Annotated in this window: 15 protein-coding genes; 9 read left to right on the plus strand and 6 right to left on the minus strand. The window is 44.2% G+C overall.

Annotated elements, in window-relative coordinates; genetic code table 11:
- Nucleotides 1-34: 34 nt before the first annotated feature.
- From DESDI_RS10880 to DESDI_RS10890, 3 genes are all read left to right on the plus strand, one after another.
- Nucleotides 35-1,075: a FecCD family ABC transporter permease gene (locus tag DESDI_RS10880; RefSeq protein ID WP_015262663.1), complete on the plus strand. Its 1,041-nt coding sequence runs from the start codon at nucleotides 35-37 to the stop codon at nucleotides 1,073-1,075.
- 1 nt (nucleotide 1,076) lies between these two features.
- Nucleotides 1,077-1,856, plus strand: coding sequence for an ABC transporter ATP-binding protein (locus DESDI_RS18285; RefSeq protein WP_015262664.1), 780 nt, complete (start codon nucleotides 1,077-1,079; stop codon nucleotides 1,854-1,856).
- 140 nt (nucleotides 1,857-1,996) lie between these two features.
- Entirely contained in the window at nucleotides 1,997-2,746 is a 750-nt protein-coding gene (locus DESDI_RS10890) for a C40 family peptidase (protein ID WP_015262665.1), read from the plus strand.
- A gap of 64 nt (nucleotides 2,747-2,810) precedes the next feature.
- Here the strand turns inward: DESDI_RS10890 and DESDI_RS10895 are convergent, their stop codons facing one another.
- A complete protein-coding gene (locus DESDI_RS10895) occupies nucleotides 2,811-4,409 on the minus strand; it encodes a peptide chain release factor 3 (RefSeq protein WP_015262666.1) in 1,599 nt (532 codons plus the stop codon).
- Nucleotides 4,410-4,648: 239 nt separating this feature from the next.
- Between DESDI_RS10895 and DESDI_RS10900 the strand changes: the two genes are divergently transcribed.
- Both DESDI_RS10900 and DESDI_RS10905 read left to right on the plus strand, forming a co-directional pair.
- Nucleotides 4,649-5,107: a YbjN domain-containing protein gene (locus DESDI_RS10900; RefSeq protein ID WP_015262667.1), complete on the plus strand. Its 459-nt coding sequence runs from the start codon at nucleotides 4,649-4,651 to the stop codon at nucleotides 5,105-5,107.
- Between the two features lie 195 nt (nucleotides 5,108-5,302).
- Complete coding sequence (locus tag DESDI_RS10905; protein WP_015262668.1) at nucleotides 5,303-5,509, plus strand: alpha/beta-type small acid-soluble spore protein; 207 nt, start codon at nucleotides 5,303-5,305, stop codon at nucleotides 5,507-5,509.
- 87 nt (nucleotides 5,510-5,596) lie between these two features.
- On the opposite strand, the gene DESDI_RS10910 is transcribed toward DESDI_RS10905, so the two are convergent.
- Nucleotides 5,597-5,797: a hypothetical protein gene (locus DESDI_RS10910; protein WP_041219921.1), complete on the minus strand. Its 201-nt coding sequence runs from the start codon at nucleotides 5,795-5,797 to the stop codon at nucleotides 5,597-5,599.
- Between the two features lie 145 nt (nucleotides 5,798-5,942).
- Between DESDI_RS10910 and DESDI_RS18100 the strand changes: the two genes are divergently transcribed.
- From DESDI_RS18100 to DESDI_RS10925, 4 genes are all read left to right on the plus strand, one after another.
- Nucleotides 5,943-6,113, plus strand: a complete 171-nt coding sequence (locus DESDI_RS18100) for a hypothetical protein (protein WP_015262670.1) — start codon at nucleotides 5,943-5,945, stop codon at nucleotides 6,111-6,113.
- 66 nt (nucleotides 6,114-6,179) lie between these two features.
- Nucleotides 6,180-6,902, plus strand: a complete 723-nt coding sequence (locus tag DESDI_RS10915) for a (Fe-S)-binding protein (protein WP_015262671.1) — start codon at nucleotides 6,180-6,182, stop codon at nucleotides 6,900-6,902.
- A 2-nt stretch (nucleotides 6,903-6,904) separates the two neighbouring features.
- Nucleotides 6,905-8,347 carry a LutB/LldF family L-lactate oxidation iron-sulfur protein gene (locus DESDI_RS10920; protein WP_015262672.1) on the plus strand — a complete coding sequence of 481 codons (1,443 nt, stop codon included), beginning with the start codon at nucleotides 6,905-6,907 and terminating at the stop codon, nucleotides 8,345-8,347.
- Entirely contained in the window at nucleotides 8,347-9,024 is a 678-nt protein-coding gene (locus DESDI_RS10925) for a LutC/YkgG family protein (RefSeq protein WP_015262673.1), read from the plus strand. Before DESDI_RS10920 ends, DESDI_RS10925 begins: the two co-directional genes overlap by 1 nt.
- A 251-nt stretch (nucleotides 9,025-9,275) precedes the next feature.
- Here DESDI_RS10925 and DESDI_RS10930 read toward each other — a convergent pair whose 3' ends face one another.
- The 4 genes from DESDI_RS10930 to DESDI_RS10945 form a co-directional block, all read right to left on the minus strand.
- Nucleotides 9,276-9,860: a hypothetical protein gene (locus DESDI_RS10930; RefSeq protein WP_015262674.1), complete on the minus strand. Its 585-nt coding sequence runs from the start codon at nucleotides 9,858-9,860 to the stop codon at nucleotides 9,276-9,278.
- A gap of 220 nt (nucleotides 9,861-10,080) precedes the next feature.
- Nucleotides 10,081-10,947, minus strand: coding sequence for a C-GCAxxG-C-C family protein (locus tag DESDI_RS10935; protein WP_015262675.1), 867 nt, complete (start codon nucleotides 10,945-10,947; stop codon nucleotides 10,081-10,083).
- A gap of 138 nt (nucleotides 10,948-11,085) precedes the next feature.
- The gene (locus tag DESDI_RS10940) at nucleotides 11,086-12,639 is read right to left on the minus strand and encodes a nickel-dependent hydrogenase large subunit (RefSeq protein WP_015262676.1); all 1,554 of its coding nucleotides are present in this window, start codon (nucleotides 12,637-12,639) and stop codon (nucleotides 11,086-11,088) included.
- Entirely contained in the window at nucleotides 12,640-13,599 is a 960-nt protein-coding gene (locus tag DESDI_RS10945; RefSeq protein WP_051015679.1) for a hydrogenase small subunit, read from the minus strand. It abuts the gene before it with no gap.
- Between the last annotated feature and the right edge of the window lie 131 nt (nucleotides 13,600-13,730).

Consider the following 13,730-nt stretch of genomic DNA (forward strand, 5'->3'; position numbering starts at 1 on the left):
TGAGCGTTACTATGTAAAAGGAGGATGACAAGGCTTGAACTTAAAAAACAAGTCCCCCAAGGCTCTGACTTGGACCTTGGGCTTAGCATTACTCCTTTTACTTTCCATTGTTTTTTGTGTCATGATGGGTTCGGTTTCTCTTCCTCTGGGTGTGACCTTGAAAATAATTGCGAACCAGCTACCCTTGATTAATCTTGATCCTAGCTGGTCTGTAGCTCAAGAATCTATTGTTTGGAATTTACGCCTCCCCCGGGTTTTTTTAGCCTTAATCGTTGGGGCCATGTTAGCAACCTCAGGAGTTGCTTTCCAAGGGATTTTGAGAAATCCCTTGGCTGATCCTTATATCCTCGGCGTATCCTCTGGAGCAGCCCTTGGCGCTGCCTCGGCTATTCTTTTTTTTCGGACCTCCTCTTTCTTGGGTCAATCGGTCTTACCTCTCTTCGCTTTTGCCGGTGGTCTGATTTCCTTGACCTTTGTCTTTTCCTTGTCCAGGCAAAATGGGCAATTCGAACGCGAAACCTTAATTCTGGCCGGGGTAGTGGTGCAGGCTCTACTAGGAGCATTTCTTTCCTTCTTAATCGCAGTTTCCGGTCAGCAGATGCAGGAAATCATTTTCTGGATGATGGGAAGCTTGGCCAGCAGCACTTGGCAGGATGTCCTCATCCTTCTCCCCTATCTTCTTTTTGGACTGACCTATCTTCACTTTCAGAAAAGAGAGTTCAACGTCATCGCTTTAGGTGAACGGGCGGCTACCCATCTGGGGATTAATGTCGAGCGAAAAAAACTAGCTATACTTGTGGTAGGGTCTTTGTTAGCCACAGCGGCTGTATCAATCGTCGGAATTATCGGCTTCGTAGGACTAATCATCCCTCATCTCATGCGTCTACTTGTGGGACCGGACCACCGAATTCTCTTGCCCGTGTCCACCCTAGCTGGGGCAACTTTTCTCTTATGGTCTGATACGATTGCCCGTACCCTTCTGCAATCTCAAGAGATTCCTATTGGCGTGATTACCGCCTTTGTTGGTGCTCCCTTTTTCGCCTACTTATTAAAAAGCGGTTTAAGGAGGGGTTAAGATGAACTTATATAAGATTCAAGACCTTAATCAGCATTATGGGGAGCTTGCTGTCTTGCAAGACCTCTCATTCACTATCGGACAGGGGGATATGTTCGGTATTATCGGCCCTAATGGCAGTGGTAAATCAACCTTAATCAGCACCATTAGCGGTATTCTTCCTCCAACCTCTGGAAGTATCCTTCTCAACGGGCGCCCCCTTTCCTCCTACTCAGCAAAGGAGTTGGCCCTTCAAATTGCTGTCTTAGAGCAAGACGGCACCCCTGCCCTGCCCTTTACCGTCGAGCAAGTCGTTTCCATGGGACGTTTTCCTTGGTTAAAGCCTTTTTCCGACTTGGGTCCTCAGGATAAAGCTGTCGTTGAAAACATCTTGAGAAAACTGAACCTCTGGACTAAGCGTTCGCAGAAGATAAGTACCTTAAGCGGCGGACAACGCCAGCTCGTTTCTTTAGCCAGAGCCATGGCACAAGAGCCTCAAGTTCTTATCTTAGACGAACCGACCACTTATCTTGATATAGGACACCAGCTCTTGGTCATGGATCATGTACGACAATGGCATGTCGAGCTGGGGATTACAATCATCATGGTCTTACATGATCTCAATATCACCGGACAGTATTGTGATTATGTCCTTCTCCTTGATCAGGGAAAAATCGTCACATGGGGTAAAAAAGATGAAGTCATGTCGGCAGAAGTTTTAACCCAAGTGTACAAAGCGGATTTGGTCCAAGTGCACCATCCGAAATTAGGTGTGCCACAGTTTTTATTAAGTGGTAAATAAATCCTCGACCTTACAATACTTAGAAAAACAACCAAGCTTTCACTAAGGAAAATGTGAATTATATAATTTATACTAAAGACAACCCGTCAACGATTGATAGGTTGTCTTCTGTTTTCTCGTGGAAATTGAAAGGAGCATTTATGAAAAAGATATTTAACCGAAATAACAATAAAAAAATTATCGAAATAGGAATTATCTCAATAGTATCTATCGGACTATTCACCACTACCCTTTTTGCATACCCTCAAACCATTTCTCAGCCTCTCGTTGCTGAAAAAATTGCCACTTCGGAATCGACAGCAGGTATTATCGCCAAGACCAGAGAAGCTGCGAGAACAACCATCGCTCTTAGTCCGAGTACCCAGACCGGCGAGATATCCCGTGGTTCTGCTCCAAGCAAGCCGACCGCGCCCCCTGTAAAACCTAAAAGCTCTACGGCCAGTAAGCCAACGGCACCCGCTAAAGCAAAAGCTCCCGCTCCAGCTAAGGCTCCAGCTAAAGCAAGCACCACCCCCAGCAGCACTTCGAAAGCAACCGCAGTTATTAATACGGCCAAAAAATATATAGGGGTCCCCTATGTCTGGGGTGGTACTACGACCAGTGGTTTTGACTGTTCCGGATATACTAAATATGTCTTCGCTCAGCACGGTATTACTTTACCTCGAGTGTCTCGTGACCAGTATAATGTAGGGACCGCAGTTTCTTTTAGTAACCTTAAAGCTGGAGACTTAGTCTTCTTCTCCCTTGATGGTGATAAAGTCATCGACCATGTGGGGATTTTTATTGGCAATGGACAGTTCATCAATGCTTCCAGCTCAAAAGGGGTCACCATTTATAACCTAGGTTCCTATTGGCAATCCCATTTCATAGGAGCCAAGCGCGTCCTCTAGATTTAAAAAACACCGAATGATTTTAGGAAATCATTCGGTGTTTTTTGTCTTGGGCTATTGAGCTTTATTGTAGTTCATCTTTTAGAGGTTGAGGATGGAAGACGATATCATATCGCTCACTTAACCAATTGGCTTTCCACTTATCTAACAAGAGCACAGCATAGTTCTCATCTTGATCCAACACGACCATACTCAGGCTGGAATCTCTTAGAATACGGATCTTCTCTTCATCTTTGGGTATCCATTGCACGATTTCATAGGGCAAACTGTTAATCTGAACTTCCACCCCATATTCATCTCGCAAACGATACTCCAGGACTTCAAACTGAAGTTGCCCGACGACTCCAACTATGGGTGCTTCCACCCCGATGTTCAAATCTCGATAAACATGAATAGCCCCTTCTTCTTGGAGTTCTTGAATACCCTTGATAAATTGCTTTCGTTTTAGAGCATTCGCAATGCTAATTCGCGCAAAATTCTCCGGACTGAAAAAAGGCATGGCTTCAAATTCAATGCCATCTTTTTCTGCTAAAACATCGCCAATCCGGAGGATCCCACTATCATGAACACCGATAATATCTCCGGCAAAGGCCTCATCGAGGATCGTTCTCTCTTGGGCAAAAAGTTGCTGAGGTTGTGCCAATCTCATTTTACGATGCGTTCGGTTATGAATAACGTTCATACCCCGTTCATATTTACCCGAGCACACACGAATGAAAGCAATCCTATCCCGATGCATGGCATTCATATTGGCCTGTATCTTAAAAACGAAGCCGACAAATTCCGGATGGGTTGGTTCTAATACCCCTTGATTGGATAACCGAGGAGCCGGAGGCGGGGCCAGCGTCAAGAAACTATCTAAAAAGTTAGGAACACCAAAATTGTTGAGGGCACTTCCAAAAAACACGGGGGTAACTTCACCTTTGTCGATTCGCGCTTTATCGAAGGTGTTCCCTGCCATATCTAAAAGTTCAATCTCATCGTTAAGGCGATTTAATAGTTCATCCCCGATCCATTCTTGCGTCTCAGTCTCGTCGATATGGCCGGATTGGCGAACATCATCATTCCCTTTGCGTAGCTCAGCAGAAAAACGTTCGACATTGCCTGTTTGACGGTCATAGATTCCTTTGAAGTCTGCTCCTCCGCCGATTGGCCAATTCATGGCATAAGACTCGATACCCAGGACCTTCTCCACCTCATCCATGAGGTCGATAGGAGATTTACCCTCTCTGTCCATTTTATTAATGAAAGTAAAAATGGGAATCCCGCGTTTTTTACAGACTTCAAAAAGCTTAATCGTCTGCATCTCCACACCCTTCGCTGAATCGATAAGCATGACTGCGCTATCTGCAGCTGTCAAGGTGCGATAGGTATCTTCACTAAAATCTTGGTGCCCGGGGGTATCCAATATATTTATGACATATCCCTTGTAATTAAATTGCATTGCACTCGAGGTAATAGAAATACCCCTTTGCCGCTCAAGCTCCATCCAATCGGAGGTAGCATAGCGTTGAGTTTTCCTCGCTTTAACATTCCCTGCTAAGTGAATGGCTCCCCCAAATAACAGTAGCTTTTCAGTCAAGGTTGTCTTCCCCGCATCAGGGTGAGAGATGATAGCGAAGGTTTTTCGAGAACAGATTTGTTCTTGAAGAGATAAGCTCACAGAATTAACTCCTTACTGTATAGATTAAGATCTTTGGATCTCTTATTTATCATTTGCCTAAAAAACAATGGTCTCGATGACTATAAACATCCAGCTTATTATTATAGCACAATAAATTCTACGAAAAAAGCAATCCTTTTGACATAGAAGGACAAGATTCCAGCTTATTATCTTTTGGCATTAGCAGGAATCGCCCAAAAGATGTGGAAATATTTATGATGTAAAGGAGGGGACCTGCTATGACACTATTTGAAATTCTATATCGTGCACTAAAACAAGACGGCTGGAATTTTGAATATGATGAAAAAAATGAATTATTTCGTATTGAAATCAGGGGAATTAATTCTGAATTTGTCTCGTTTATTATTGTGGATGAGGAACAAGAATCTCTACTCTGTAATACTCACATCAAGCAGAAAATTCCCTTTGCGAAGCGCTTAGAGGTTTGCAACTTTATAAATCGAGTGAATTATGAACTGGCGATTGGAAATTTCGAATTGGATATGGATGATGGAGAAATTCGCTTTCGCACTTACCTAGATTCCGCCAATTCTGAACCATCACGAGAACAGTTGCTCAATCTCTTATGGAACGGCGCCCAAACCTTTGATATCTATTACCCAGGATTTATTAAAATCATTTCTGAAGATTATTTAGCCGAAGAAGCTGTGAGCGCTTGCTCTCAAGATGAAAAATAATCGTATTTGATAGCATTAGATAGCCTGCTTTTCCTTGCTAGCGAGGAATGAAAGCAGGTTTTTTTCCTTTTATTAGTAACATTAGCATATTGCCTAATTACCGCCAGCAATTACCTGTTTATTTTATGTTACGGCTTCAGATAATAAGATTGTCTCACTAACCTATATTTTAATACATTTAAGGAGGGACCCTACATGGCAGGAGAAAGAAGTACTAACCAACCAGCAGCCCCTGGTGCTGCACAATCACTTGATCAATTCAAGTATGAGATTGCTAATGAATTAGGTGTTCAATTGGGCGGCGATCGCACCAGCCGTGAAAACGGTTCTGTTGGCGGCCAAATGACCAAACGCATGATTCAATTTGCTGAAGAAAACCTCAAAAGAGGTACCCGCATCTAACCATACATTCCTTAAGAGAGGTATCCTTGCGGATACCTCTCTTAAATTTAAATATTAAGAAAAAGCGGGGGGTACCCGCCTTTTTTCTTAATATTTGATTGTCCCATCTGTTTCCGCGAGAAACTTCTTTTTTGAATCTAAGTGTTTTCTCACATCCTTAAGTTGGTGGGGGGTAAGCTCTTCGGCATTTTCAGCTAGAAATTGCTCATTTTTTTGAATGTTGTTTAAGGTCAACTCAATCTTTTTCAAATCTTCGTTTTGCTTTTTATTTCCGTCATTTCTTGGCATCATCATCACCTCTCCATTATTTTTCCCTCTTCGATGATCAAGATACTCCGAAAAGACAGTTTTTTCGGAAAGGACTTTAGTAATTTATGCCACTTTGGTATAATATAAAACAAAGAGGAATTTTAGCAAAGTAAGGAGGTTAAATTTGCGAGTCAAAACTTTTAGCTCACCTGACCCCCGTCTTCTCGAGAAAGAGGTCAATCAATGGCTTGAAGACACCAGTTGGATCAAAATCGTAAATATAACTCAAAGCTCTGCTCAAACCCATTTGGTCAGCATTTGGTATGAAGAACCAAATGTGCCTTTCCTCGGATAAAGCCGAATAGTCTATGCCATAATAATAAGAAAAATTAAGTTTCAAAACGGAAGGGACTGTAGCTTCATGAAAATCTCGCTCTTTATCACTTGTCTGGGAGACACCATGTTTCCTGATATTGGTGTAACTATGTCCAAGATTTTTACCCGTTTAGGGCATACAGTTGATTTTCCTGAAGGACAATTCTGTTGCGGACAGATTTCCTTTAATTCTGGTTATATGGATGATACCCGCACAGTAGCCCGTGCCCTTATTGACGCTTTCGAAGACAGCGAAGTAGTAGTTGGCCCCAGCGGCTCTTGCATCGGTATGATCCATCATAATTATCCAGACTTATTTAAGGACGATCCGGTTTATTCGAAAAAAGCTAAAGAGCTCATCGATAAGAGCTATGAATTTTCCCAGTTTATCGTTAATGTCCTTAAGACACCTGACCTTGGTGCTCGCTATAAAGCTAAAGTTACTTACCATCCCTCCTGTCATGCTACTCGTTTATTAGGATTGAAGGAGGAACCCTTGACCCTATTGCAACATATCCAAGATCTCGAAATAGTTCCTCTCCCGGAAGCTCATCTCTGTTGCGGGTTCGGCGGTACCTTTTCGATTAAAATGCCACGCATCTCGGAAGCCATGGTGGCCGAAAAGGCCCAGCACGTCTTGGAATCCGGGGCCGATATCCTGACAGGACTTGACATGGGCTGTCTTATGAATATCTCCGGATATATGGAGAAACATGGCCGTTCCATACCAGCCATGCATCTCATACAATTGCTCGGGAAGGGGATGTAAGAATGTCACTGGATAATCACTATGATGTAAATGCAGCTCTTGATAAAGCCTTAAGCGACGATTTTTTACGGAAGGCCACCCGCCGGGCAACTGATCGGCTAAGAAATAATAAAAAAGCGATCACTGATGAACTAGGCAATTGGGAAGAATGGCGTCAAGCCGGCGAGAAGATCCGCAATCATGTGGTTCTCAACTTAGACTATTACCTCAATATGCTCATCGACAATGTTGAGAAAAATGGTGGCATTGTCCATTTAGCTAAAACTCCTGAAGAAGCCGTAAAAATTACAAAGGATATTTTCGAAAAGCATGGTTTTAAATCGGTCATTAAATCCAAGTCCATGATTACGGAAGAAATCCACCTTAACCCCGCCTTAGAAAAAGACGGCATCGAGGTTGTGGAGACAGACTTAGCCGAGTACATTATCCAGATTGCGGATGAACCACCCTCACATATTATTGTTCCCGCTATGCATAAAAACCGGGATCAGATTGCTAAGCTCTTTGAACCCATTGCCGGGCATCCCCTAGAATCTGATACCCCTACCCTGACCAAATTTGCTCGTGAGCAATTGCGCCAAAAATTCCTTGCCAGTAAAATCGGCATCACCGGTTGCAACTTTGCGGTAGCCGACACCGGGACCATTACCATGGTAACTAACGAAGGCAATGGGCGGATGACCAGCACCATACCTGAAGTGCAAATCACGATGATGGGCATGGAGCGGATTGTCCCATCCTTCAAAGAGCTTAGTGTGCTCCTTAATCTTCTAGCTCGCAGTGCAACTGGACAACGTCTCTCCGTATATACAACAATGACAACCCCGCCTAGACGCGAAGAGGAATTAGATGGACCTAAAGAATGGCATTTGGTTATTCTTGATCACAACCGTTCAGAGATTCTCGGTGACGAGGAATTCCGTTCCTCACTCCGTTGTATCCGCTGCGGTGCTTGCTTTAATGTCTGTCCCGTCTATCGCCAAGTCGGCGGTCATGCCTATGGTTCCGTCTATTCCGGGCCGATTGGGGTGGTAATTACACCTTTATTAGAACAAGATTATGAGAAATGGGGACATCTTCCCTACTTCTCCTCCCTTTGTGCGGCCTGCGCCGAAGCCTGCCCTGTACGCATTCCACTCCATGATTTAATCGTCAAGCACCGCGACCGTAAGGTCCTCAAGGGTCATACTCCCGGCCTGGAGAAGAAGATATTCAAATACTATGGCTACTACTTCTCCCATCCAAAAACCCTTAACAAATTTATCCGCTTAGGTTCAAAATTCCAATTTATCTTAATGCGCAACGGTAGAATTAACGGAGGACCGCCCCCGCTCTCCAATTGGACAAACAGCAAGACCTTACCTCCTGTAGCTAAACAGACTTTCCGGGATCAGTGGCCCGAGCTTAAGAAGAGTCTGGAGAATATGAAGCGAGGTGATAAATAATGAGCAATCGTCAAGAATTTATCGCAAATATCGCTAAAAAACTTGGTCGCCCTACCCCAAGCTCTGTGACCCCCGTGGAAGTAACCTATCCACTATTTCAGACGAACTCCCCAGAGGAACGGTTGGAACATTTTCTCAAGATGTTTGAAACTATGGGCGGCAAAGTGGCTAAAGCTGCTACCTCTGCAGAAGCTACCGAGGCCCTAAAGGCATGGTTTGGCGAAAAGCCCGAATGGTTAGGCTCCAATAAAGTGATCACCTGGAATGAACTCCCCACCATGGCTCGAGCCTGTCTCGAGGGGTTAGGATGGTCTGCGCGAGTCTACGCCGACCTTCCTGCCAATCGCGAGGAACGCTATGCCATTATGGATAAAGCCGAACTTGGTATTACTGGTGTCGATTACGGTATCGTCCAATCCGGTTCCCTCGTCTTAAAGAGCAACACCCAACGGGGAAGAGCCGTGAGCTTAATTCCCATCCGTCATCTCGCCTTTATCCCAGCCTCGGTGATTCGAGATCGTCTGGATCAAGTGCTTGCTGAACTTAAGCAGTCACCTATTCCTGCTGCCATCGAAATCATCTCTGGACCTAGTCGTACTTCGGATATCGAGATGGATTTATCGATTGGTGTCCATGGACCGGTGGAACTCTATTGTATTGTTATGGACAATCAATAACCTCCTCTCTTTCAAGCGTCAATTCATTTTCCTAAAAGCATCTACCTAATAGCTTTACTTAATAGGATTAAACGAATTAAAAGCGAGAACTCAAGTTTATTTTTGAGTTCTCGCTTTCTATGATTAATCTCCACTGTCAGAAAGTGTAACTTCATTACCTACTATCCTTCTGCATAAGGCAACGAGCGGCTTCGCTTTTTTCGGATGTGGGCCTTAAAGGCTTGGCGAAGCCGGGTTTTCTTTAACGGAGGTCACGTTTGGATTTTAATTTTTTGTTTTTTAAGGTAATTAAGGATGCTCTCTTTTTCCCGGACTTCCACATGCACTATAGGTTGAACTTCGTTTCCGGCAATGCCATCCCAGCGGTAGTACAAGGTTTGTTGATACTTTTGGTTAATAAAGGGATCAGTATATTCTAGGTGAAGCACTATATAATAGGGGCTTACGTCGGGCTCACTATTATCGACTTCATAAGATTTAAACTTAATAAGTAAGCTTGATGCCATATTCTGCGGTATTTCATTAGCTAAATAATACGTATCATTTTGAAGGGGTTTATTTTCAAGCTCTTGTTCAATAACAAGGGTTCGACTGGCCAGATTTACAACGGGGTGAGTACCCACATTATTAAACTTGAACTCCAAGCTTAACCCTGACTTTGCTTCAATCTTAGGCGAGTCCTGAAGAGATAAGTAGGGTCGGGAGGATTCCCTATCAATTTTCCAGGCATTCAAGGTGACCGTAACCGTAATCGTAGCCGTAATTGCCAAGATTGATGTGCCGATGGTGGCAATAATGCTGCTCCACTTCGCAAATTTCTCTCCATAATAACCCATTCCTTGCTATACCACCTCCTTAGCCAACACCCTTTAGTGTTCTACATTTTTTGTTTTATATACATGCTACAGGAGAAGAGTTGGATTATCTAAAGTTTGAAAAAGCTTTGGGAGGCCTGCTGATACATACAAGAGAGACAGCACCTACAGGGCACTGTCTCTCTTGAGTATCGATATAATCTTCGCTTAGTTTGAATACCTTAACTTTGCCGCAACTTGCTTAGTCTTTAATATCCCAACTTCTCTTAATATGCTCAACGAGGTTATCGGGCTCAACATTGGTATGACATTGATCACAATCCATTAATCCGCGGGTATTTTCTAAAGAATGACCTTTACCATGACACATCATGCAGTCCTCGACCGATTCATTTTTGTAAACTGCCTTAAAGGTTTTGCTGTGGAATTGATTTAATAGCTCTACCGTCTTAGCTGCCACATCGGCTGTTACACGAGCGCAACGTTCACTACGGGCCTTACTTTCAGCTTTGAGACCACTGGCATCACACCAATTACTTACGGATACATGGCAGAGAGGAGACCCGGCAACGCTTTTCTCCATAACCCCATCATATTCCAGCGCTTTACCTGCGGCCGGTGCGAATTCGGGGAATGAATGATCACAATACCAACCAAATAGTTCGCTTACGACTTTATCAGCATCCTTCTTTTCCATGGTATAGTTGATGGCCGTGGCCGCACCGATAAGCGCTCCACACAGTGTCGCCCAACCGCCACCGCCGGTTCCACCCCAACCCAAAACTTGGGTTGGAACCATAGTGTATGGATATCCTACCTTATCTCCGAGCTGTCCAATAATGGCTTCAAAAGCACCATAGGAGCATTTCGATTTGCCATACCCTGCATAACCGTCTAGCTTCGCCTTTTCCGCGTCGAGATGTGCATATGGATATGGAAAACTCGGAATTTCACAATTACTATCACATGGGGCTGGTGTTGGTGTTGTTTCAACTGCCTCTACAACCTTCGTGGTATTGAAGATACTTGAACCAACGGCTAGCGCTCCCGCAGCCAGGATTCCCGATTTGAGAAATTTTCTCCTTGATAAGTCTTTTTCTTCATACATCAAAAAGCCCTCCCTTTCTCGAATACAATTCCTTTTGACCTCGGCATCCCACATTTTAAAAATGCTATAACTTCTTTTATCACCTCACCTATTCAACTTCTTTTCTTATATCAAATTAATGTATTGAGCTTAACTTCCTTAAATCCTGAACATTCTCACCCCATCGGCGTCAATAAGGTGTACCGCACAGGCCATACAGGGATCAAAGGAACGAATCACGCGAACAACGTTCACCGGATTATCCGGGTCCGCCGCAACTCCGATTAGAGCCCGTTCAATGGGGCCAGCTAACCCATGATCATCACGCGGGGAAACATTCCATGTTGTGGGAACAACGAGTTGATAATTGCTGATAACATGGTTATCGATGTTAATCCAATGTCCTAAGGCACCCCGCGGAGCTTCATTAAGCCCCACCCCTTGCCCCTGCTTCGGCGGATCCCAGTGCTCCTGGTCATGAATGGCAGGACGGCTAGCCTTGCTGCTTTGCAACTGCTCTAATTCATCAAGCCAACGATACATGGCCTCAGTCATCAGCAATGTTTCCTGTGCCCGTGCGAGATGACGAGCCACCGACCCAGGCTTAATTCCGTACTTACCCATTAAGTTGAGTAAGGGCTGATGTTGCATTACCATCATGCGGGCCAGCGGTCCTACTTCAGTCACTTCACCGTTATAGCGGGGAGATTTAACAAAGGTATATGCGCCTTTTTTATCAAGATCGATCTCCGAACTTTCTTGCCAAGGATTAGCAGGTTCTGCATCGCGGTACCAGGAACTCGCTACCGCTTCAGTAATCTTGCTAATATCTAGCTCTTGAACAACACCCGGAGACGTGCTACTGATAAAGCCGCCTTTAAATAACTTATCATTACCAAGATCATCCATTGGGAAGCCACCATAAGCTAAGTAACTACCGGACCCGGCACCGACTCCGGCCCTTCCTAGCTGACCCAGTGGACCTGTACAAATATTAACCACATCAGGAACATATTTAGTCTCAATAAAAGCTACAACTTCGTTTAATATCTCTTTAAAATTATCGAGTTGCTCTTTTTGGGGGTAGATTGTCACCCCGCCTACAACAATACTGGATTGGTGGGGTTGCTTCCCTCCCAGAATGGCCGACATTTTCTTTGCTTTAGCCTGTACCTTTAGTGCTTCAAGGTAATGAGCAAGAGCGGTAATGACGATTTCCGGATCGCCTATGGAAAAACGATCGGGTTGATACCTAGGAGTCAGAGGAGCGGTATCTCCAGCTTTTACTAAGGACATAATTTTATTCTTAACAGCCAATAGCTCTTGATCTTTTCCTTTGTAGTGATCAATCGCCATGACATCGAGATAATCTAAAGCGGAGAGATGGTAGAAATGTAAGGGGTGATCATGCAACCATAAAGCCCCTGTCAGCAAGTTGCGTATGAGCTGCGCTGCTCGAGGAACATGAGCTCCATGTGCATCTTCAACCGCCATTGCCGATGTCCAACCATGGGATGCCACACATACCCCGCAGACTCGTTCCGTGATGTATACTGCATCACGGGGATCTCTCCCACGGAGAATATCTTCAATACCTCGGTACATTGTCCCTTGAGCCCAGGCATTCGTAACGACACCCCTATCGATTTCCACCTCAATCCTTAAGTGGCCCTCGATTCTTGTTACAGGATCTACAACGATTCTCTTAGCCATCTACTTCTCCTCCTTAGGATTCACAAATAGGGGCGCAAATCCATCATAGTACTCAGGCTCACTACAACCGGCACATGGTGACCCTGCATGACCACAATAGCTCACTCCATCATTCCACCATGAAGCGGCGCAAGTGGTGTAAGTATCTTGTCCTTTACACCCCTTATGGTAGAGGCAATAGTCTGTTGTTTCGGCGTCATTCCAATCCTCTAGGAATTCATCCTTTTCAAAGTGCAACCGGCGATCACAACTATCATGTAAGGTATAGCGATAATAGGCTACTGGCCGCTTAAGTTCGTCCAGTAAAGGCAAAGCGTTTTCGCTCAAATAATATAGAATTACGCTGACTAAACGATCCGGCTTAACCGGGCAACTCGGTAGATTTACAATCTTAGCCCCACTAAGCACATCTTGCGCCCCCACTGCTCCCGTGAAGCCTGCCCGTGGAATGCCGCCATAGCAAGCACAGGAACCCACAGCAATTACAACTTCAGCGTTAGCAGCAGCCTTCTTAAATTGGTCAATAAAAGATTTACCTTCCACCATGCAATAACGAGGATCGGCCGTTGGAATCGATCCCTCAAGAACCAGTATGTAATTTCCTTTGGCTATACATTCCTCCATACTTTGAACTGCTTGCTCTCCAGCGGCTGCCATTAATGTGGGATGGTAGCGTACGGAAAGGACATCAAGGATAATTTGGTCCGGACTCGGATCAAGGGAAGCTAATAATGATTCACTACATCCAGTACACCCCTGTCCTTGCATCCAAATCAATGGTTTCTTTGACAAGTTTGCTGCTGCTGCCTCCGCAATTTGGGGAGCCAAACACAAATCAAGTCCAAGTGCCGTGCATGTGATTGTGCACATTTTCAGAAAGTCTCTTCTGGATATCCCTTTTCTTTCGAGAAGCTGATATCCACTTTCAGATGGGTTACCCTCTCGTTTCACAATCCTCACCTCGTTAAATTATTTTTTCTAAGAAGTAAAATTAAGTCCGATGAGATATTAAAATGTGAAATATAACACTAAAAACACATGTTTATTAAATAACTTTAATCAAATAAGTAAAAATAAAGACTAAATACAAA

It is taken from the genome of Desulfitobacterium dichloroeliminans LMG P-21439 (genome assembly GCF_000243135.2).
In the GTDB taxonomy this organism is placed as follows: domain Bacteria; phylum Bacillota; class Desulfitobacteriia; order Desulfitobacteriales; family Desulfitobacteriaceae; genus Desulfitobacterium; species Desulfitobacterium dichloroeliminans.